Raw genomic sequence first — 20,528 nt, forward strand, 5'->3', positions numbered from 1 at the left:
CCGGCGTGCACACTGACCCGCGTACTGATGCTCGTACGGCCGAGGCCGACGCTCGACAGGGGCCGAGCCACAGGGGGCGACATTCGCCGCCGCAGGATGACGCCCGTGGTGACGGTCTTCCTCGCGTCAGGGCACCGTGACAGCGAGCTCCCCGCCGCCTTCCACAGCGGCCGGGGCGAGCCCGGGGACATGGAGGTCGCTGCCGTCGCGGACCTGATCGACCGACGCGGCGGCCGAGCCTGGGCCGTCGCCCGGAACCTCAAGCCCATGCGCCTGGCCGCCGAACGCCTCCAGAAGGCGGACCCGCCGCCCGGGCTCTACGACGACCTCCTCGCCGCCGGCGCCCGCTACCTGGCATGAGGCCTACCGGCGGCCGCTCCCTCACGCTGCCCCGGGGCCGCCCTGGCCTGTGCGATGACCGGAGTGACCGATCGGCGTGCCCTGGGCACAGACCCCTGCGCGCATCGTCCCGCCCGGACGTACCTGGGAGGGACGGGGACTTGCTGTGTGCGGACGTCAGGATCGCGGAGAGGGATTCTCAGCGGCGCGGTGCTGGAAGGTGACCTCGGGGTTGGTCCTGCCGGGGCGGTCGAGGATCGGTTCGTGCCTGCCGTGCAACTGCTGGTCGAAGAAGGCACCGACGTAGTCGCGGGTGACTTCTGCTGCGCGCTTGCCGGGCAGCCCCTCGGGATCGTCTGCGCCCAGCTGTCCGGCCAGAGGGGCCAGGTCGGTGAAGGACATGTGCTCGGCTCCGGTGACCGTGACCCAGCGCTTCCAGCCCCCGAGCCGCTTCCAGGCAGTGTCCCAGGTCGCGTCGTCGCCAGGGCTGTGGTCGGCCTTGGTACCCAGCATCATGAAGGGACGCCCCGACAGGCCGGAGCTCTTCCCGGAGTTGATGAAGGGGCCGTCCATGTTGACTCCGGCGCGCACACGGGAGTCCTTCTCCATCGTGGCGGCGGTACTGGCGCCGCCCAGGGAGTGTCCGGCCATCCCGACCCTGTTCTTGTCCACCATGCCGGCGCGCTTCCAGGGCGAGGTGCCCGACAGGAGTCGGTCCAGGGTGAAGGTGATGTCCTTGGCCCGGCCCTCGGCGGCGGGCTGGAAGGTGGTGGGGCCGACCCTTTCGCATGCCGCGCACGGCAGGATGCCCTTGCCGGGAAAGGACACGCCGGCTGCTTCGTAGGCGTGGTCCACGACGGCGACGACATTGCCGCGGCTGGTGAGGTCCTCGGCGAGCCCGGTGAGCGTGGCGCCCGGGGTCTTGAAGCCGGGCGAGAGAACGACCAGGGGGAACTTCCCTCTCGCGGGACTGGCGCCGGTGTGGGTGTGGGTCTTCGTGTCGGCGAGCATCTTCGCGGGCACGTCCAGTCCCATTTGCTTCAGGAAGGCGTCGGCGCCCTTGGCGTTCATGTATGGGGTCGGGTTGCCTTGTGTGCCGGGTAATACATCGACACCATCAGTTCCCGGTGGCCCGCCTTGGGCACTCAGTGCGGTTACTCCGGCGGCCACGGCTCCGGCCAAAAGTACCGAAACTGCTCCTCGGCTGCTTACGGACATTTCCATTGCCTTCTTCCGGGGCGGCGATTTCTTACTTCCGAGAAAATGTAAGAAATGCGGGCCGGAGAAGAATCACGCCCGAGAGCCAATTTCTCCGGTAGCTCTGGAGAGCCGGATGCCGTGCCGGTGCAACGTCAGCAGCGCCGAGCAGAGGGGCCATGGTCCGAGCCGTGTGCAACGAATGCGGGCCGGGTACGCGCAGCGGCACGCACAGAGGCTGTGCGTGCCGCTCACCGGACTCTCGCGGGCGAGGGCGAGAGGCTGCTCGGATACGACTGACCGGAGAAAAGACCGGCGACCGCCTCGATTCGCCGCGTCGGGACCGCGGATACGGGGTGCTCGGCCCGGGCGTCGGGTGACGTCCGGGCCGAGGGCTCGTGGTGCCCCTGCCGGGCTACTTGGCGCAGGTGCGGTCGCGGGCGGGAAGGCGGCCGGTGGCGAGGTAGGAGTTGACGGTGGAGTCGATGCAGGCATTGCCGTAGACGCCGTAATTGACGTGCTGGTTGGCGCCGTCGAGGGTGAGGAGGCGGGAGCTGGGCAGGCGGTCGTGCAGGGCGACGCTGTTGGTGTAGGGGACGCGGGGGTCACCGGTGGAGGCGACGATCAGGGCCCGGGTGTCGTGGCGGACCCGGACGGGCGCCTCGCGCGGGCGGTCCCAGAAGGCGCACGGGGTGATGCTCTCGGTCAGCGGGGCGAACAACGGGTGGGCGGCGCGGCCCCGTTCGATGTCGCGCCAGTACAGCTCGGGGTCGCGCGGGGCGGGGACGTCGCCGCACAGGATCGCGGTCTGGGCGCTGGCGACGGAGGAACCGGCGGGAGTGAACACGGTGCGCAGCAGGCCGGCGAAGGCGGCCGGCAGGGGAGTGGGGCGGCCTTCGGCGGCCCGGGCGAGCAGGGACATGTGCTCGGCCAGCGAGGCACGCGCCGGGTCGGTCTCGTTGGCGAGTTCGGTGAAGAGCAGGGCGGGAACCTGGCTGCCGTCGAGGTGGAAGACATCGGGAGCGGTGCCGACGGTGAGCGGCTCGCGGGCGGAGGCGGCGATCACGTCGCCGAGGGTGGCGCGTACCTGTTCGCGAGTGCGGCCGAGACCGTAGGTGCCGTGGCGCGCGGCCGTCCAGTCGGCCCAGTCGTCGTACGCCTTCTCGTTCTCGGCGTCGGCCCCCTTCAGGAGGCGGGGGTTGTAGCGGTCGGGGTCCAGGGCACTGTCGAGAACCACCCGGTCGTGGCGGGTGGGAAACATCTGGGTGTAGGCCGTGCCCAGGTAGGTGCCGTAGGAGAAGCCCAGGTAGGAGATCTTCCGCTCGCCGAGGACGCTGCGGACGACGTCGATGTCGCGGGCGGTGTTGCGTGTCGTGACGTGCGGCAGGAGCGACCCGTTGGTGGCCCGGCACCGCTCCGCGATGCTTCTGGCACGGGCCGTCTGGCGGTCGAAGCCAGCCCGGTCGGGGCCGGCCGACAGCAGACCGGGGCCGGAGGACAGGCCGCAGTCCAGGGGGGTGCTGCGGCCGGTGAAGCGGGGGTCCATGCCGATCAGGTCGTAGCGGGCACCGGTCTCCTTCATCAGCGGGCGCACGGTGAGCCCCGTGCCGAGACCCGGGCCGCCCGGACCTCCGGGGTTGATCAGGAGGGAGCCGATCCGGTGACGGGTGTCGGTGGCCTTCAGCCGGGATATGGCGACGGTGATGGTCCGGGAGCGGGGCTTGCCGTAGTCGAGCGGTACGGTCACGTCCGCGCAGCGTGCGCCCGCGGCGTCGAGGGCGCGGCCCGTCTCGTCGTCCGTACCCTGGGCGCAGTGGTGCCAGTGGGGGCGCTGCTGGTAGTACCGGCCGAGCCCGGCCGCGGGGGCCGCGTCGGCAGCCGCGGGCATCGCGGTGGCGGCGGGTGGGGTGGCCAGGCCGGTGGTGAGGCCTGCGGCGAGGACGAGTCCTACGGCCGAGGCGCGCCGTAGGGCTGTGCTGGGGGTGACCATGGTGCTTCTCCTGACGGTGACGAACACGGCTGGTCCGGAGAGCGTCCGGGCCGGGCAGGTCGAGCCTTCCAGCGCACCCCGCCCGCGCGCATCGCCGTGCGGCACGAAATGCCGGTACGTCAGGCGCAGCAGTACGGGCAGCCGACGTGGGCCCTGAGTACTACCTGCGCGCCGTTGCTGATTTCGTGGCTCCGCGACGGGGCTACCGGCCTTCGGGTCCGGGGGCATCGACGGACCGCCGATGAGGGGCTGGAGCACCGGCTTCACCCGAGCCGGAAGGTGAGGATGCGGCGGCGGGGCAACGTGAACCGGTGGCTCGGGCCCGCGCCGGGCTGTCAGCGCACTCCTGCTCCGTGCGGCGTTCCCCCTGACAGACCATCACTTCTCGTATCGATTCCATCGCTCAGAGTGGAATGATCGTGGGGTGCGCGCCCACCCGCACACACGATCAGGAGGAGACATGGCCGAGCGCCAGAACGGCACCGTGAAGTGGTTCAACGACGAGAAGGGCTACGGCTTCATCACCCCGCAGTCCGGTCCTGATCTCTTCGTCCACTTCCGTGCGATCGAAGGGAACGGCTTCAAGTCCCTGAAGGAAGGCCAGGCGGTCACCTTCGAGGCCGTCCAGGGACAGAAGGGCATGCAGGCCGACAAAGTCCAGGCTGCGTAGTAGCAGATCCCTCACGACCCTCACCGGATGATGCCCCGCCCTCTCTCCGGGCCCTTCCCGGGCCCCGTGCCTTCAAGGGCCGCGGGCGCGGGCTGTCGGCCTGGCCGGTGGTCACATCCGGAAGACGGGTCGGCCCTGCGGAACGTGCGAAGCGGCCGCAGGGCCGTCCCGGGAGCTCCGTCCTGTCAGGGCGCTCCTGCCGAGTGACGGGTGAATCCATGAGTGATGTCGAAGAGAGGCCCTCGTCGACGGAATTGTGTGGCGCCGAGACCATCGTGGCGGGTCTACGCAGAGGGCGCGTCGAGGTAGTTGTGCGCGAGTTCCCGAAGGCGGCGCCTGTCGAAGCTGCGGCCGTGGCCCGGATGGGCGATCGATACGTCCAGGTCGGCCAGGAGCGCCGAACTGCGCCGCTAGTCCGACGGATCGGATCCGGGGAGGTCGTCGATGAGATAGGCCCGCGTCCACGACGAGGTCGCGGTCCGTTCCGCGCAGCCACCACAGGTTGGCCCGCACCAACTTGTCGACGTGCGGCTCGGTGATGCGGACGAGGCCGTCGTCCAGTTCTTCCAGCTCGTACCAGCCGCGGGCCTGCGCCAGAGTCATCGGCCCGCCCCGCTCGCGACGAGGTGCCGATCACCGAAGTCCGCAGCCGGCCATGAGCGCGTGGCAGTCACGCCGGTGGCCCCATGACCGCGCACGACGAGTTGGGCCACGAGCCGGCTGCCGATGGCGCCGGCCGTGCCGGCGATGCAGGCCCTCATGACATCTCCGTCCGTCGTGCTGGCTGGGGGACTGGGGCACTCTCGCATCCATGACTGGCTGGGCCCCGGTTCGCGACGGGGTATGGCGGGTGCGGGACCGCATCGTGCGGGGAGTTCAGGACGGTCGCGGCGGTCTCGTGTATCGGCGGGTGCCCCGTGCCGCAGAGCGGGCGCAGGTCAACCCGGGAAGAGACGGACCGTGCCCGTGATCCCCAAGTGAGGACCGGTCGGCTCATCGGATCTGTGGTGCGATCGCCTGGCGGTCACACCCCGATGAAGCTCACTGTTTCCGTCATGTCCGCCCGTCCGGTGCGCAGGCGTGGCACGCCTTCCTTCTCGAATCCCACCGAGACACCGCAGAACAGCACGAGCCCGTCATCGGCTCCGACCGTCCGGCTGACGGTCTCGCGGTACATCGTCCACATCACCTGGGGGCAGCTGTGCAATCCTTCCGCCCTCAGCAACAGCATGACCGTCTGCAGATACATCCCCGCGTCCGCCCACTGCCCGGGGCCCATCGCCCGGTCGAGGTAGCAGAACAGCACGACCGGCGCACCGAACGCCTCCGAGTTCAACGCGGCGATCTTCATGGGTCTGTCGGGGTCGTCGCGCTCGATGCCCAACGCCCCGTACCGCTGGGCGGCCGCGGCAGCGAAGCGGTCCCTGTACGGCGAGGCCAGTTCGGCCGGGTACATCGGATACTCCCTCTCATCACCCGGATCTCCCGCCCGTGCCCTGGCCGTCGCACGCCTCTTCAGCCCGGCCAGCGGCTCTCCGGCCACCACGTATACGTGCCACGGCTGAAGGTTCCCGCTCGACGGAGCCCGCGCTGCCGTAGTCAGCACCCGTTCGAGCACCTCTTGGGGTACCGGCTCATCACTGAACGCCCGCACGGCCCTCCGACCGTCCACGGCCTCATACACATCCACGCCTTCTCGTCCTCTCACCCAACGACAGCCATGTCTCCACCGACTTCAGCACGCACAAGAGACAGAGAGGCGGTCCGGGCCACACTCACGCGCAGCACCGCTGCGGTCGTACGTCGCTGTCGCCGTCGCCGAGCCTCTCCGGGCAGCGGCAGTAGTCATGATGGTGATCCCACCAGGCTGACCACCTGCCGTGCGAGACATTTAGGCTGGGCCGAATGTTGCTGTTGCGGCTCGACCTGGACGCCCTCGCCTCGGTCCGGTTCGCGTGTTCCCCTCTGCAAGAGACCGTTCTTAGCCTGCGGGCGTGGCAGAACCCGGTCCGGTACGCCGAGCATCAGCCCCTCCTGCGCCGAGGCGCCCCGCTGCTGCGGCAACTCGACTGGCTCCTGCTGCAATCCCTGCTCGGGCCGCGCAGGCGCATCGCCGACTTCCTGACCCCTCATCCCACCGGCCCTTCCCCCGATGTCGACGGCGAATTCACCGCTCTGCGGGCGACGCCGGCCGAGCGTGTGACAACCGAGCTGATCCAGGCCGCCAGTGGTGCAGAGCTGCACCCCGGACTCCGGCAGGTGTTCCAGGACCCCCTGGCCCTGCTCACGCGCATCGCCGACGCCCTGTACGCCTACTGGGCGCTCGTGGTCGCACCGCACTGGCCGCGCATGCGGGCCGTCCTGCGGTCCGACATCCTGCACCGGGCCCGGCGGCTGGCCGACGGCGGTGCCGCAGCGGTGTTTCCCGACATCGACCCCGGCCTGCGCTGGCAGGCTGGCACTCTCACCGTGGACGCCCTCCGCGACGAACACCGTGACCTCGCAGCGGACGGTCGCGGAGTGACGTTCACTCCGTCCCTGTTCTGCGAACATGCCAGCACACTCCTCAACCCCGCACTGGCGCCCAGGATCGCCTACCCCGCCCGGGGCCGCGCAACGGTCTGGCACACGAACGCGGTCACCCCGCCAAAAGCCCTGGCCGACCTGCTCGGCGGCACCCGGGCCCTTCTTCTGACCCAGCTCGCGGAGCCCGCGAGCACCACCGACCTGGCCCACCGGCTGGGTCTCAGCCCTGGCACAGTGAGCCAGCACCTGGGTGTTCTCCACCGGGCAGGACTGGTCACCCGGGCTCGGCAGGGACACCTCGTGCTGTACCTGCGCAGCCCACTCGGCGATCAACTGACGGCATGAAGCCGCCCCGGCAGGTGCCCTCGGCCTGTTCACCGCAACGTCGTGCTCACCCGGCAAGAGCCCCGGTACGAGCCCCGGCGGGACATCCGACCTGGGACAAGAACCTGGCCCTGGCCGTGCGGCTGGAGTGGCGTATCGGCCGGCAAACCCTGCCCAACGCGGGTCACCGGCCTTTCCCGCAGCTGTGGTCGGGTCGAATGCACGTAGCCGACCGTGGGTGAACCTACACGATCCCGAAGTACAGGCCGATGATGGCGAGCGTGCCGACGGTGTTCTTTCGGTCCGGGCGGGACCGGCCTGAGAGCATGTCAACTTTGCTGAGAGTGCGGGTACTTGTCGCTTGTTGCTTCTGCCTCCAATGACACACTTGTGTCTTTGTCCAGGTCAGTGGTTCTCCTGGTCGGTGCGGTGGCGCGGTCAGGGCCGCCGTGTACGGGGGTGGTGCCTGGCTGAGGTCGGGGCAAGGCCACTGGTCGTCGGCCTGGTCGGCTGCCGCTCCCTGACGAAGCCGCCGGCGTCGGCTGTGGCGAGGACGCAGAATCTGCCGGAGCGCCCGTCCACAATAGGATGCGTTCCACGAACTGGTCGTACGGTCGAGGGGTTGGGGACTGCAAGGTGTTCGGGGGAAGGAAGAACAAGGGCGAGCTGCCGAGGATCCCGCGGAGCGTGGATCCACGGCGAGCCCGTGTCCTGCCGGTTCCGGCCGAGGCGCAGGCCGAAGCGCGCATGTTCATGCTGGGTGGCGACACCTTCCGGGCGCTCAAGGTGATCTTGGACGCGACGGGCTACGACCTGCGCCAGGCCCGGGACATCGTGTATGCGCTGGTCTACGACGTCGAGGTGCCGAGGGGGAGCTGAGCCGAGGCGCGACGCAGGCGGATCCGGATGCCCTCCGTGATCGTCAAGGTGAGGCTTGTGCCAGGTGTTCAGAGGGCGGGTCCGTGAGCCGGTGTCCGTTTCTGGACGAGGTCGGGGCAAGCTGCCGGTCGCGGAGCTGCCGTCGGCTACTGCTTCCTGACGAAGCTGCCGATCGACCTCGGTGAGCTGAGGACGTGGAGCTCGACAAGGCGTTTCAGCTCGGTGCGGACGCCTTCGGCGCCCCCCGGCAGTGGTTTGTGAATGAGGGCTTGGCAGACGTCGCGAACCCGGAGGGGCAGCGTCCGGGGCAGTCCACGCTCTCGACGCCTTCCCGCCCCGGGGCAGGCCCGGCCATGTGGGCTCGGGGGGCACCCGCCCCCGCGGCGGGAGAAGCCGGCCGCGCAGGAGTTTCGGGAGGCCCTGCCGTTCACCGACAGAGCCCGACGACCGGACCCTCCTCGACACCCCCCGCGCAAGCAGCGAGCGCACCGGTCGGCCCGGCTACGCGGTGTTTCCGTCGCCGCGCGGGCTGCCGGTTGCCGCGCGGGCGGTGACCAGCCCCGTTTCGTAGGCCGCGATGACCGCCTGGGCGCGGTCACGGACGCCGAGCTTGCCGAAGATGCTGGTGATGTAGTTCTTGACCGTGGAGACGCTGATGTGCAGGTCGTGGGCGATCTCGGCGTTGTCGAGACCGGTGGCCATCAGACGCCACACCTCGACCTCCCGGGGTGTGAGTTCGCCTGGGTCGGTGGGGAGTGGCTGCGACGCGCCGTGAGGGGATCGTACGTAGGTGGAGATCAGCCGGGTGAGCAGACGCGGCGCGACGACGGCCTCGCCTGCGTGAACGGTGCGGATCGCCGCGCTCAGCTCCTCCGGCGAGCTGTCCTTCGGCAGGAAGCCGCAGGCTCCGGCACGCAGGGCACCCACGACGTACTCGTCCATGTCGAAGGTGCTGAGGGCCAGGACCCGGCAGCCGGGCACGGTGGCGGCGAGTTCCCCGGTCGCGCCGACACCGTCGAGGACGGGCATCCGGATGTCCATCACCACGACGTCGGGGCGCAGCCGGCGGGCGAGGGCGACAGCCTGCGCGCCGTCCTCGGCCTCTCCCACGACCTCGAAGGACGGGTCGGGGGAGAGGATCAGCGACAGGCCGCGCCGGACCAGCGGCTGATCGTCCGCGATCAGCACTCTGATCCTCGGTGTGTCCGGCCGGATCCCGGTCATCGGTGTACCCCCTCGTGCTGGACGGCTGCTTCGGCCGCCTCGTCCGTGGTCAGCGGCAGGTCGGCAACCACCGCGAACCCTCCGTCGGGCTGCGGGCCGACGGCGAGGGTGCCGCCGTGCAGAGCGACGCGCTCGCGCATGCCGATCAGGCCGTAACCGCCCGAGCCCACCGACGACGTCCCCTCCTGCGGCGGTGTGCTCCCACCGTCGTCCCGCACTTCGACGGTGACCCGATCCTGGTGATACGTCAGCCGTACGGACGCGCTCGCGGGCCCCGCGTACTTGCGGGTGTTGGTGAGGGCTTCCTGGGTGATCCTGAACACCGTGAGGCCGACGGTCGGCAGCAGCGGGCGCTGCGGCCCGTGGACGCTGAACTCGGTCGGCAGTCCGGCAAGGCGGGATTCGGCCACCAGACGGTCGAGGTCGTCGACGCCCGGCTGGGGCTGCGACGGTGCGGACTCCGGTTCGTCACCGGCCCGCAGTACATCGAGGAGCTGGCGCATCTCGCGCAGGGCGAGCCGCCCGGAGGATTCCAGGGTGACCAGGGCGTCCCGGACCACCTCCGGTCGGGCGAGGTTGGCCCGGGCTCCGCCGGCCATCAGCTGCATGGTGGTGATGTGGTGAGCCACGATGTCATGCAACTCCCGTGCGATGCGGCGGCGTTCGTCGGCCACCGCACGGTCGGCGAGAAGTCTGCGGTTCGCCGCCACCTCCCGCTGCCAGCGGTTGACCCCCACGGCGGTGCCGACGACGATCAGGGCGGACAGGGGCGTGACAGCGGCGTCCTGCCAGGGGGGAATCCGGCCATGGCTCTGGCTCAGCAGAGTCAGCGACACCATCGCAACGGTCGCGACCGCTGTCACTCGGCCGGTGCAGGACCTGGCGACTGAGTACAGGGCGACCAGCAGGACGGCACCGAAGTGCCCGGGCAGCGGCGCGGCCAGGGTGGCTGTCGTATCGAGTGCCAGTACGGCAGCGAGCGCCACCACCGGGTGGCTGCGCCGGACGAGCAGCGGCAGGGCTGCCAGCGCGACGAGGAGAAACCCGGCCACGCTCACGGGGTATCGGCCGTCGGGGTCGTCGAAGAACACATAGCTGAGCAGGTTCATCGCGCATGCCCCGCCGGTCACGAGCGCGTCGTTGCGGGACCACGGCGGCCCGGCGCTGTCGATGTGCAGAGGCTCCCGGGCATCGCCGGGCCCGATGTGTCGGCGCCTGCGCATGTCTGTTCTCCCTGTGTCCGGCCCTACGACCACCGGTACAGAGTTGCACAGCGACCGCAGCTCCAGACCCACGACCAGGACGGGGACCAGGACCTGGGTCCTGGTCCGGTGGCCGGGCAGGACCCAGGGCCCCGGCCCGGATCATCCGCTGCCAGGACGCTTCCCGGCCCCTCGGGGTGATGGTCTGGATACCGGCCGGGAGCCCCCGGCAGACATCCGCACGCAAGTCCGTCCGCCGGAGGACATCATGATCCGCGCCCTGACCGGATACTCCACCAGACACCCGTGGAAGGTCATCGCCCTCTGGACGGTGCTGGGTGTCGTGCTGAGCGCCCTGGCCCCGACACTCATCGGCCACGTCACCCAGAACCAGACCGGGGATTTCCTGCCCAAGAGCTACGACTCGGCCGCCGCCCTGCAGATCGCCGAGGAACAGTTCGGGACGAACCCCGACGCCACCAACGTGACGATGCTGGTCGCCCGGTCCGACGGAAAGGCTCTCGGCGCCGCCGACCAGAAGCGGGTCGAGGCCGAGGCGGCGAAGCTGGCGCAGCGCCGAGTGATCATGCCCAGGGAGGACGACAGGCCGGAATTCCTGGTCCCGGACCGCTCCCAGACACCCCGGATAGCCCCGGCGATGGTGGCACCCGACCGGAGTTTCGAACTGCTCTCCGTCGAGCTGATCGGGAACCGTACGGACAAGGGGGTCCAGGGCGTCTACCGGGCCTTCCGGGACACTGCCCGGACGCAGTTCTCCGAGGCGGGGATGCGCACCGGATTCACCGGAAGTCTCGCTGACACCGTCGACGCCACCGATGCCCACGAGACCGCCGCGAAGGTCGGGGGCGCCCTCCTCATGGGGCTCATCCTGCTGATCAACGTGCTGGTGTTCCGCAGCGTGCTGGCGGCCCTGCTGCCGCTGGTCGCGGTCGCCATGATCATCGGCGTGGCGGGGGGCGCCGTAGCGGGTGCCGCGATACTCACGGGGCGCAAGCTCGACGCGGGCACCCCTGATCTGATCAGTGTGGTCCTGCTCGGCATCGGCATCGACTACCTGCTGTTCCTGCTGTTCCGCTTCCGCGAGCAACTGCGTGCCCGTCCGGAGCAGTCCGCCCGCGAGGCGGCGGGGCAGGTCTCGGGACGGGTGGGCACCGCGATCACCTCGGCGGCGCTGACCATCGTCGCCGGGTTCGCCACGCTGGGCGTGGCGACCTTCGGCCAGTTCCGCTCGCTGGGCCCCGCCATCGCCGTCGCGGTCCTGGTGATGCTGCTCGGCAGCCTCACCCTGCTGCCGGCGCTGCTCGCGGCCGCCGGGCGCAAGATGTTCTGGCCCTCCAGGGCCCTTGGCCACGAGCCCGACGAGGGCCGCGCCGCCCGCTTCGGGGCGCGGGTCGCACGACGACCGATGACGATGACGTTCGCCTCCGTCGCCCTGCTTGCCGCGCTGGCCGCCGGGCTGATCGGGATCCGGATGGACTACGGCCAGGGCAACGCCGCTGCCGGGACCCCCGCGGCGGCCACCGCGACCGAGATCGCCCGTGCGCTGCCGGCCGGAGTGTCGGACCCGACGAGCGTCTTCGTCACCGCCACTGACGGAGGAACCCTCACCGCGGGCCGGCTCGACGGCCTTTCGCGCGCTCTCACCCAGGTCAAGGGCGTGGGCCAGGTCGCGCGGACCGTCCTGAACAAGGACCACCACGCCGCCCGGATCGACCTCTACCCGACCGCGGACCCGCAGAGCCGGCAGAGCCGCGACCTGGCCTCCGGACCCGTGCGGGCAGCGGTCGCCGAGCACACACCCGCCGGGACGAGGGCACACGTGGGCGGAACGGCGGCGATCTACGCAGACATCTCCACCGCCGTCGACCACGACCTGAAGATCGTGTTCCCGGTCGCGGCCGCACTGATCGCGCTGATCCTCCTGCTGCTCCTGCGCAGCCTGCTCGCACCGGTGGTCCTGATGCTCGCCGTCGGGCTCGGCTTCGCCGCCACCCTCGGCGCCGCCACTCTGCTCTTCCAGCACGTCCTCGGCAATCCGGGCGTCAACTTCTCCCTCCCGCTCGTGCTGTTCCTGTTCGTCGTGGCACTGGGCACCGACTACAACATCCTGATCAGCGACCGGATCCGGGAGGAAATGCAGCGACCGGGCCCGGCCCGCGCCGCTGTGGCCCGCGCGGTGCGGCACACAACACCGGCCATCGCGACCGCAGGCCTGGTTCTTGCCGCTTCCTTCGCCACCCTCGCCACGACCCCGGGCAACGAGCAGATCGCCTTCGCGATGACGCTCGGCATCCTGCTCTCCGCGCTCGTCCTCTCGCTGGTGCTGGTTCCCGCCCTCGCCGCGCTCCTCGGCCGGAGCATCTGGTGGCCGGTCCGCCCGCGGCCCACCAGGGGCGGCCGCCCGCAGCACCGTGCGAACGCAACTGCGCCGGAGCCCGACCGGGTCATGACGGCGGACCGGCCGAACGGCTCAGGTGACCTGTGAGCGCCTCATCTGTCCGATGTGGCCTCGCATGGTGGAACGTGCACGCCCGTGACAACCACCAGATGTTTCAAGAGCCGTCAGGAACACCCGTGGAAGCCAAGTCATGAAATCGAGCCCGGCCGGACAGGTCTGCCCTGATCGGTATTCAGCGGCGGAGCGGTTGGGTCAGGCAGTCGAAACACGATCCGGTGTGCAGTGCGCGAACGTCACCGTCCCGCTCGACCACGTACCGCCGCGGGCCCCCGAGCCCGGACACCGGGTCTGATGACCACTCACGGGCCCGCCCCGCACGTACAGCCGGTGTGCGGGGCGGGCCGTTCCGGTCGATCCTTCCCTCAAGCCGGGTGCGGCACCTCTTGAGGGAAGTCCCTGACCAAGGAATCTGCTCTCACCTGGGCTGAAGCCCGGCTTGCTTGGAGCAGGTCCGGTCGTTGGCGGGCAGCCGGCCGGTGGCCAGGTAGTGGTTGACCTTGTTGTCGACGCAGGCGTTCTCGTACAGCCCGTAGATCGCATGCCGGTTCGCCCCCTTGAGGGTGATCAGCCTGGAGCTCGGCAGCAGCCCGTGCAGGGCGACGGCACCCTTGTGGGCGGTGCGAGTATCGCCGGTGGCCGACACGATCAGCGCCTTGGCGTCGTGCTTCACCTGGGTGGGCTTCTCGCGGGGCCGGTCCCAAAAGGCGCACGGGCCGATGTTGTCGGCCAGCGCGCCGAAGTGCGGGTACGCGGCGCGGCTGCGCTCGATGGCCCGCCAGTAGACCTCGGGGTCACGAGGGGCCGCCACATCCCCGCAGATGACCGCGGACTGAACACTGCCGTAGTGCGACTGCTCGCCGGTCAGCGCGAACCGCAGCAGCCCGGCGAACTGCGGTGACAGCCGGGTCGGCTGCCCGGCCGCGGCCTCGTTCAGCACGGACACCTGCTCGCCGAGGGCCGCGCGGGACGCGTCGGTGTCGCTGTCGAGGCCGGCGAGCAGGAGGAACGGGGTCTGGGTGTCGTCGAGTCGGAAGGCATCCGGGGCGCTGCCGACGGTCAGCGGTGCGCGCGCGGATGCCCTGATGACACGGTCGATGGTGGCGAGAACCTGGGTGCGGGTGCGGCCGAGGCCGTAGGTGTCATCGCGGGCGGCTGCCCAGGAGGCCCAGTCGGCGAGCGCCTGTTCGTTCTCGCCGACGGCCTCCCGAAGCAGCCGGGGGCCGAACTTGCGTGGGTCGATGGCGCCGTCCAGGACCACGCGGTCGGTGCGGCCGGGGAACATCTGGGTGTAGACGGTGCCCAGGTACGTACCGTACGAGTAGCCGAAGTAGGAGATCTTCTTCTCGCCGAGCGCGCCGCGGATGACGTCCATGTCGCGGGCCGTGTTGCGGGTGGTGACGTGCGGCAGTACGGAGGCGTTGGTGGCCCGGCACTTGTCGGCCAGATCCTTCTGGAGGGCGACCTGGCGCTCGAAGCTCGCCCGGCTGCGACCGGCCGAGAAGAGATTGGTGCCGACGGGCAAACCGCAGTCCAGCGGGGTGCTGCGGCCGACGAAGCGAGGGTCGAAGCCGACGATGTCGTAACGAGGGCCGGCCTTCTTCATCCACGCGTGGAATTCCGGCGGGGATTCGAGGGCGGTGCCGCCGGGGCCGCCGTTGTTGAGCAGGATCGAGCCGATGCGGTGGCGGGTGTCGGTGGCCTTCAGCCGGGAGATCGCGACGGTGATCGTACGGCCCCGGGGGTCGGCGTAGTCGAGCGGCACGGTGACGTCCGCGCACTGCACGCCGGCCTCATCCAGATCACGGCCCACGGTGTCACCCGAGCTCTTGGCGCAACTGCCCCAGCCCAGGCGCTGATCGTAATAACGGTCGAGCCGGGCTTCGGACTTCGACATGGTGGGGTCCGGCGCGGCCGTGGCGGCGGGGGCCACGCCGAGGCAGGTGACGAGGGCGAGGCTCGCGGCGGAGGTGTGGCGCAAGGTGGGGCTGGAGATGATCACGAAGCCTTCTTGGGATGCTGGGTGTTGTGGTCGCGAGTGCCGGTCGTATGCGCCGCGTCCGCCGTGGGCGGGCCGACCGCCACCACACTCGGCGGGACAGCCGGCACCGCTGCGGCCGGGTCCGGCCGGTGCCTGTCGAAGGGGGATCTCTTCGCCCCGTTCCGTATATGTCTCACACCGGAGACGCTATGTGCCGCAGTAGCCCCGCTCACTACGGCTGTCCCCCCGATCCCGGTGCGGCCATCCCCAGCAACGGATCGGCCACGACCTTGCGTCGAGACCGTGACAACCGCTCAACACCCGTACCGAACCGGCACGTTGACCGGCCAGGTGGGTTGATCTTCTGATTGGTCATGCCGGGAGGGGGCGTCCGTGGACAGCGCGCCGTCGTTGTGCGAGGGGCACCGGTACCCGGTGGAGGTCATCGCGCACCGGGTGTGGCTGCACTTCCGCTTCCCGTTCGGCTTCCAAGGAGTCGAGGAGCTGATGTGCGAACGCGGCGATGCCGACGGCATCGACATCGACCACGTCGTCCCTCTCAAGGAGGCCTGGCGCTCCGCCGCATCGCAGTGGGCGACCGGCGAAGGACAGCAACCGGCTGGTGTTGTCGAGGGTGAAGTGGCGCGGGTATCCCACTGCCACGGTCGGCCGAGCCGGATTCCGCTCTACTTTTCGGGCGCGGCGGAGCCCCGCTGCGCGCGGTCGTGGTCACGGGCCTGTATGCGGCTGGCGGACGGAAAACCAGCATGTCGGGCCAGCATGGCCGTCAGCACGGAGGCGGCGAGCAGAGCGGAGGCCGTCCACGGCAGTGCCCCCGGGCCGGCACTTTCCAGGACGGAACCGCCGAGCAGGGAGCCGCCGGCCATGCCGACGTTCCAGCCGGTGACCCAGAGAGAGTTGGCGGTGTCGGGATCGAGCGGGGCAGCCTTGACCCCTGCGGTCTGTGTCAGCGTCGGAATACCGCCGTGCGTCACGCCCCAGAACACCGAACCGAGCACCACGGCCACGGTGCTGTGCCCGACCGCACCGAATACCGCCAGGCAGCCGGCGGCCAGGGCCAGCAGGCCGATCGTGGCGACGCGCAGCCGACGGTCGGCGGTGGCTCCGGCGATCCAGACGCCAACCATGGAACCCAGGCCGAACAGGAACAGCACGGTGCTGGTGCCGACTCCCGACCCTGACTGTTCCACGAAGGGAGCGATGTAGGTGTAGAGCACGTAGAAGCCGAGGACCATCAGGAGCGACGCGACGTTGATGGCGGGGATTCCGGGCGTACGGATGGTGCGCATCAGCCCCGTGCCGCGGCTCGCCGCCTCGCCGGCCAGCCGCGGCAGGAGCCACAGCGCGGTGCCGGCCAGGGCCACGGCCAGCACGGTGAGCAGCCCGAAGGTGGCGCGCCAGCCGATGAGTCCGCCGAGCGCGGTGCCCGCCGGGATGCCGAGCGAGAGCCCGACCGTCATGCCGGCCAGCGCGGTGGCGATCGCCTTGCCACTGCGCTGCGGGGCCAGCCGCGCTGCATACGCCGGAACCATTGCCCACAGCAGGCCGGCGAACACTCCGGAGACGACCCGCGCGGCAAGTGTCAGGGCGAAACCGGTGGAGACGGCCGTCACCACGTTGGTGGCCGCGAAGCCGAGGAGCAGCGCCAGCAGCAGGGTGCGCCGGGGCAGGACCAGGGTCCAGGCGGTCATCGGGATCGCGGTGAGGGCCGCGGCCAGCGCGTAGACGGTGATCAGCAGCCCCGCACGTGCCTCGGAGACGCCCAGATCGGCGCTCATCGCGGGCAGCACTCCGGCCGGCAGAGCCTCGGTGAGGATGGTGACGAACGCGGATCCGGCCAGCACCAGCAGTCCGCTCAGGGGCCAACTCGCGGTGGTGGACGGGGGACCGGCGGTATGTGAAGAGTGGACGTCAGAGGTCATGCCCGGAGGCTAAAACCCTCACGTCTACGTGAAGGTCAAATCCGGGTGCCCGCCAAGCCCGACCTCATCCGTCCGCCGTCGCACGAGCGGCCCTCCGGGCAGCTCGCAGATAGGCGTCGACGGCGTTGCGATTGCGGGTCAGACACTGGATGCGGCTGTCGAGGAGCTCCCGCTCGGCTGCCACCTGGTCGAGCATCTGCGCGCAGGGGACTGGCGGCAGCAGATCCGACGGACCGTCCAGGTACGGCAGGATGTCGCGGATGATCCGGGTGGGCAGCCCGCACTCGATCAGTCCGCGGATCTGCCGAACCACCTCGTCGGCGCCGTCGCAGAAGTCGCGATAGCCGTTGCTGCTCCGGGTCGGCCGGATCAGCCCCTCCTCCTCGTAATAGCGCAGCGCGCGCACGCTGACGCCGGTTATCCGCGAGAGCTCGCCGATCTTCATGTGTCCTACCTCACGCCATCGCCGATTGACCCTCACGCTCACGTGAGGGTTTTACGTTACGTCATCCCAGCCCCCGAAAGGAAACACATGTCCAACCCGAGCCCGACCGACCGCATCGACCCCGAGACCCGCCAGGGCCTGCGGAATCTGCACGCGCTGACCGGACCCGGCGGCCTCATCAACTTCGACATCCCGCGCCAGCGCGAACTGTACGAGGAGATGAACCGAGCGGCCCTCGCCGCGCTGCCGCCCAATGACCGGGTGCGGTACGAAGACCTCATCGTGCCCGGCCCGGCCGACGGCCCGGAGCTGAACGTACGGATCTACCGCCCCGCAGACGGCACGGACGCCGGCACTCTCCCGGGCATCCTGTACATCCACGGCGGCGGCATGATCACCGGCAGCGTCCTGACCGACCACAGGCAGGTGCTGCCCCTCGTCGAGGCGGTCGGCGCGGTCGTCGTCTCCGTCGACTACCGCCTGGCACCCGAACACCCCGACCCGGCCCCCGTCGAGGACTGCTACGCCGCACTGTTGTGGATGTCCCGCAACGCCTCCTCGCTCGGCATCGACCCCGGCAGACTGGCCCTCTACGGCGGCAGCGCGGGTGGTGGCCTGGCCGCCGGCGTCGCCCTGCTAGCCCGCGACCGCGGAGGCCCTCGCCCGGCCTTCCAGATGCTGCCCTACCCGATGCTCGACGACCGCAACACGACACCGTCCAGCCACGAGATCACCGACATCGGCATCTGGGACCGTGCCGCCAACCTCCAGGGCTGGCAGTCCCTCCTGGGCGACAGGATCGGCACCGACCGCGTCAGCCCCTACGCCGCCCCCGCCCGGGCCGACGATCTCGGCGGACTGCCGCCCACGTACCTGGACGTCGGCGACCTCGACCTGTTCCGCGACGAAGACCTCATCTACGCCAGCCGGCTCATGCAGGCCGGCGTCCCCGTCGAACTCCACGTCTATCCCGGGGGAATCCACGCCGGTGAACTGCTCGCGCCCGACGCGGAACTCAGCACCCGTATCACCGACTACCGCATGACCGCACTCAACCGGGCCCTGCACTCCTCCCGCGCACCGGGTGGACCCCAGTAGTCCAGCCAATCCGCCCGCACCGGGCTGCGTTGCGAGGCGCTCGGCCGCCCCGCAACGCAGCGCGGTGCGGGCCTCCGGCCACACACCCTCGTCGCCGGCCTCCCCGGCACTCGCCGGTGGCCACACATGGGACACCAGCACGCCGCCGGTGCCCGCAGAGGTTCGCTGGTGGGTTCCCGGTGTCCCGGACGGCGGCAGAGGAGACCGGAACCGAGACCGCGGCCAGTGCCGCGGGGGAAGTACTCCGCTTCCGGAGCCTCGGCGCGCATCCGGACAGCGAGCGCGGAGGAGACGTGGTGTTCCGCAGGACCGAATGGTGCGACGTGGTGCAGCGCCGGCCGCGCCCACCGACGGCGGCTACTTCAGCGCCGTGGTGTCGATCTCGGCGAGTCGGGCCGCGATCGTCCGGAGCCGGTCGCCCGGGAGCAGACCGATGGCGAAGGCGGCGATCTGAAGGAGGGAGAGGCCTGCTGCGGCGCTGGCGAAGGGGCCGTCGAGGAGTGCGGCGAAGTGAGTGCGCAGGACGGATTCGGCTTCAGGGTGGGCGAGGAGCTCGCGCAGGGGCACGTGGACGCTGACGGGGCCCGTGGGAAATTCCTCGGGGCGGGGCGGGGGCTGCACGGAGGCGTCTGCCTGCGGCTTCTGGGCGCGGGCGAGGAGGTGCCCGGCTGTCACCGGGCCTGCCGCGGGGAGACCGAGGCGCTCGTACTGCTCCATGGGCGCGTCCGCGGCGCGCAGTCGCTCGGTGAGCAGGGTGGCCATGCGCAGTTCGAGGCTGTCGTCGAGGAGAGGGTTCTCCTGGCCGGGGTCGGTGTGCAGGTCGAAGAGGAGGGTTCCGAAGGCGTACGGGTTGGACAGGGGGTGTCCCGGCACCTTCAGCAGAGGGACGTCCTTGGAGAACGCGAAGGGGGGAACCAGCTCGGCCTCCCTGAGCTCGGCAGGGTTGAAGCGGCCACGCATGTGGGTGGGCATGAGGGTGTGTTCGTGCAACGGCCGGTTGCCGGGGTCCGCGCAGGCGCGCATGTACACGTACCGGCCGTCGGTGACGCTGACGTGCCCGCCGAACCCGCCGAACAGGCCGGCCTCGCGTACCGGGGTGTCGTCGGCCACCGTCTGCCGCAGCGGTCGGCCCTGCATGTCCGGAGTGCGGTCGACACCGAAGAACTCCAGGAGGGTGGGGCCGAGATCGATGGTCTGGACGAGAGCCCGGCGGCGCTCGCCCTGGATGCGGCTGCGCGGATCCCACACGAACAGCGGCGTGTGGATCGTCTCGTCGTACCAGGGCTGGACGCTCTTGCCCCACCAGCCGTGCTCACCGAGCAGCAGACCGTGGTCGGTGTTGACGATGAGCAGCGTGTCGTCCCACAGGTCGAGTTCGTCCATGGTGTCGAGCACACGGCCGAGCGACTGGTCGCACATCGACAGCAGTGCGGCGTACTCACGGCGTGCGTGCTCGGTCTGCTCGTCGGTCTCCTGGACCTGTTTGTAGTCGGGCCAGTCGAAATGCGGGCCGTCGTAGGCATGCGGGTAGTGCTGCTTGTGGCGGTCGTAACTGAAGAAGGGTTCGTGCGGGTCGAACGTCTCGATCTGAAGGAACCAGTTGTCCGCGGTGTGGTTGGTGCGCAGGAACTCCAGGCCCGCGTCGAAGGTGCGGGTCTGCGGATGGTCCGCCTCGTCGGTGAGGTGTTGCCGATTGACCCAGTCCTGGCGCCAGATGTGGTCGCGTCGGGCACGGATCGCGTCGGGGACCTCCGGGTCGGCGACCTGTCCCTTCCAGGCGTCGCCCTCCTGACCGCGGAAGAACTCGAAGGTCTGGTATCGCCCGTGGTAGGTGGCGCCGCCGTCCTCCCAGTAGTGCAGATGGTCGGTGACCAGGTGCGTGTACACGTCGTTGTCGCCAAGGAGCTGCGGCACCGAGTCGTCGAACGGTTCGAGCGGACCCCAACCTCGGTGCAGGAAGTTGTAGCGCCCGGTGTGGAGCTCCCGGCGGGCCGGCATGCACGGCATGGACCCGGCGTAGCAGGTGTCGAAGGTCGCCGTGCGCTGCGCGAGGCGGCTGAAGCTGGGTGCGTGCGTCCAGTCCGCGCCGTAGGGCGGCAGGAAGCGGCGGTTGAGCGTGTCGAACATGACCATGACGGCCTTCATGGGCGCCTCCTCGCTGGGCCGATCAAACGTTGTTATGTACGTTAGAACATAGGTGCTGCGTCGGGAAGTCCCGGCAGCCCGGAAGGAGC

General features: G+C 70.2%; 15 protein-coding genes. 6 read left to right on the top strand and 9 right to left on the bottom strand.

The features are described 5' to 3' along the window. Positions 1–105 precede the first annotated feature (105 nt). On the top strand, positions 106–360 hold the full coding sequence (locus tag ACGF8B_RS25195; RefSeq protein ID WP_392742616.1) for a hypothetical protein: 255 nt from the start codon (positions 106–108) through the stop codon (positions 358–360). Positions 361–516: 156 nt separating this feature from the next. On the opposite strand, the gene ACGF8B_RS25200 is transcribed toward ACGF8B_RS25195, so the two are convergent. Further along, positions 517–1,410, bottom strand: coding sequence for an alpha/beta hydrolase family protein (locus tag ACGF8B_RS25200; RefSeq protein WP_392742619.1), 894 nt, complete (start codon positions 1,408–1,410; stop codon positions 517–519). 541 nt (positions 1,411–1,951) lie between these two features. After that, positions 1,952–3,526 (bottom strand): alpha/beta hydrolase, encoded by a 1,575-nt coding sequence (locus ACGF8B_RS25205; protein WP_392742622.1) that lies wholly within the window; start codon positions 3,524–3,526, stop codon positions 1,952–1,954. A 460-nt stretch (positions 3,527–3,986) separates the two neighbouring features. Here ACGF8B_RS25205 and ACGF8B_RS25210 point away from each other — a divergent pair, with 460 nt between their 5' ends. Continuing rightward, positions 3,987–4,196, top strand: coding sequence for a cold-shock protein (locus ACGF8B_RS25210; protein ID WP_342281024.1), 210 nt, complete (start codon positions 3,987–3,989; stop codon positions 4,194–4,196). Positions 4,197–5,220: 1,024 nt separating this feature from the next. Here ACGF8B_RS25210 and ACGF8B_RS25215 read toward each other — a convergent pair. Further along, complete coding sequence (locus ACGF8B_RS25215; protein WP_392742625.1) at positions 5,221–5,886, bottom strand: nitroreductase; 666 nt, start codon at positions 5,884–5,886, stop codon at positions 5,221–5,223. A gap of 215 nt (positions 5,887–6,101) precedes the next feature. On the opposite strand from ACGF8B_RS25215, the gene ACGF8B_RS25220 reads away from it, so the two are divergent. Then, positions 6,102–7,067: a DUF5937 family protein gene (locus ACGF8B_RS25220; protein WP_392742628.1), complete on the top strand. Its 966-nt coding sequence runs from the start codon at positions 6,102–6,104 to the stop codon at positions 7,065–7,067. Between the two features lie 666 nt (positions 7,068–7,733). Further along, complete coding sequence (locus tag ACGF8B_RS25225) at positions 7,734–7,925, top strand: hypothetical protein (protein WP_392742630.1); 192 nt, start codon at positions 7,734–7,736, stop codon at positions 7,923–7,925. A 501-nt stretch (positions 7,926–8,426) separates the two neighbouring features. Here ACGF8B_RS25225 and ACGF8B_RS25230 read toward each other — a convergent pair. Both ACGF8B_RS25230 and ACGF8B_RS25235 read right to left on the bottom strand, forming a co-directional pair. After that, positions 8,427–9,149, bottom strand: a complete 723-nt coding sequence (locus ACGF8B_RS25230) for a response regulator (protein WP_392742632.1) — start codon at positions 9,147–9,149, stop codon at positions 8,427–8,429. Further along, complete coding sequence (locus ACGF8B_RS25235) at positions 9,146–10,372, bottom strand: sensor histidine kinase (protein ID WP_392742635.1); 1,227 nt, start codon at positions 10,370–10,372, stop codon at positions 9,146–9,148. Before ACGF8B_RS25235 ends, ACGF8B_RS25230 begins: the two co-directional genes overlap by 4 nt. A 247-nt stretch (positions 10,373–10,619) precedes the next feature. On the opposite strand from ACGF8B_RS25235, the gene ACGF8B_RS25240 reads away from it, so the two are divergent. After that, entirely contained in the window at positions 10,620–12,857 is a 2,238-nt protein-coding gene (locus tag ACGF8B_RS25240; protein WP_392742638.1) for an MMPL family transporter, read from the top strand. Between the two features lie 388 nt (positions 12,858–13,245). On the opposite strand, the gene ACGF8B_RS25245 is transcribed toward ACGF8B_RS25240, so the two are convergent. From ACGF8B_RS25245 to ACGF8B_RS25255, 3 genes are all read right to left on the bottom strand, one after another. Continuing rightward, positions 13,246–14,829, bottom strand: coding sequence for an alpha/beta fold hydrolase (locus ACGF8B_RS25245; protein WP_392742641.1), 1,584 nt, complete (start codon positions 14,827–14,829; stop codon positions 13,246–13,248). A gap of 665 nt (positions 14,830–15,494) precedes the next feature. After that, the gene (locus ACGF8B_RS25250; protein WP_392742644.1) at positions 15,495–16,751 is read right to left on the bottom strand and encodes an MFS transporter; all 1,257 of its coding nucleotides are present in this window, start codon (positions 16,749–16,751) and stop codon (positions 15,495–15,497) included. Positions 16,752–16,815: 64 nt separating this feature from the next. Next, positions 16,816–17,196, bottom strand: a complete 381-nt coding sequence (locus ACGF8B_RS25255; RefSeq protein ID WP_392742647.1) for a MerR family transcriptional regulator — start codon at positions 17,194–17,196, stop codon at positions 16,816–16,818. An 87-nt stretch (positions 17,197–17,283) separates the two neighbouring features. Between ACGF8B_RS25255 and ACGF8B_RS25260 the strand changes: the two genes are divergently transcribed. Beyond that, positions 17,284–18,294, top strand: a complete 1,011-nt coding sequence (locus ACGF8B_RS25260) for an alpha/beta hydrolase (protein ID WP_392742650.1) — start codon at positions 17,284–17,286, stop codon at positions 18,292–18,294. A 357-nt stretch (positions 18,295–18,651) separates the two neighbouring features. Here ACGF8B_RS25260 and ACGF8B_RS25265 read toward each other — a convergent pair whose 3' ends face one another. Next, positions 18,652–20,439: a sulfatase gene (locus ACGF8B_RS25265; RefSeq protein WP_392742652.1), complete on the bottom strand. Its 1,788-nt coding sequence runs from the start codon at positions 20,437–20,439 to the stop codon at positions 18,652–18,654. Positions 20,440–20,528 lie beyond the last annotated feature (89 nt).

Source organism: Streptomyces sp. NPDC047917, assembly GCF_043204345.1.
GTDB lineage: Bacteria > Actinomycetota > Actinomycetes > Streptomycetales > Streptomycetaceae > Streptomyces > Streptomyces sanglieri.

Excerpts from the sequence above, each read along its gene's own strand:
- ACGF8B_RS25250 (WP_392742644.1), bottom strand. The coding sequence starts at position 16,751 with ATGACCTCTGACGTCCACTCTTCACATACCGCCGGTCCCCCGTCCACC.
- ACGF8B_RS25220 (WP_392742628.1), top strand. The coding sequence starts at position 6,102 with ATGTTGCTGTTGCGGCTCGACCTGGACGCCCTCGCCTCGGTCCGGTTC.
- ACGF8B_RS25235 (WP_392742635.1), bottom strand. The coding sequence starts at position 10,372 with ATGCGCAGGCGCCGACACATCGGGCCCGGCGATGCCCGGGAGCCTCTG.
- ACGF8B_RS25240 (WP_392742638.1), top strand. The coding sequence starts at position 10,620 with ATGATCCGCGCCCTGACCGGATACTCCACCAGACACCCGTGGAAGGTC.
- ACGF8B_RS25205 (WP_392742622.1), bottom strand. The coding sequence starts at position 3,526 with ATGGTCACCCCCAGCACAGCCCTACGGCGCGCCTCGGCCGTAGGACTC.
- ACGF8B_RS25210 (WP_342281024.1), top strand. The coding sequence starts at position 3,987 with ATGGCCGAGCGCCAGAACGGCACCGTGAAGTGGTTCAACGACGAGAAG.
- ACGF8B_RS25200 (WP_392742619.1), bottom strand. The coding sequence starts at position 1,410 with ATGAACGCCAAGGGCGCCGACGCCTTCCTGAAGCAAATGGGACTGGAC.
- ACGF8B_RS25230 (WP_392742632.1), bottom strand. The coding sequence starts at position 9,149 with ATGACCGGGATCCGGCCGGACACACCGAGGATCAGAGTGCTGATCGCG.
- ACGF8B_RS25260 (WP_392742650.1), top strand. The coding sequence starts at position 17,284 with ATGTCCAACCCGAGCCCGACCGACCGCATCGACCCCGAGACCCGCCAG.
- ACGF8B_RS25265 (WP_392742652.1), bottom strand. The coding sequence starts at position 20,439 with ATGAAGGCCGTCATGGTCATGTTCGACACGCTCAACCGCCGCTTCCTG.
- ACGF8B_RS25255 (WP_392742647.1), bottom strand. The coding sequence starts at position 17,196 with ATGAAGATCGGCGAGCTCTCGCGGATAACCGGCGTCAGCGTGCGCGCG.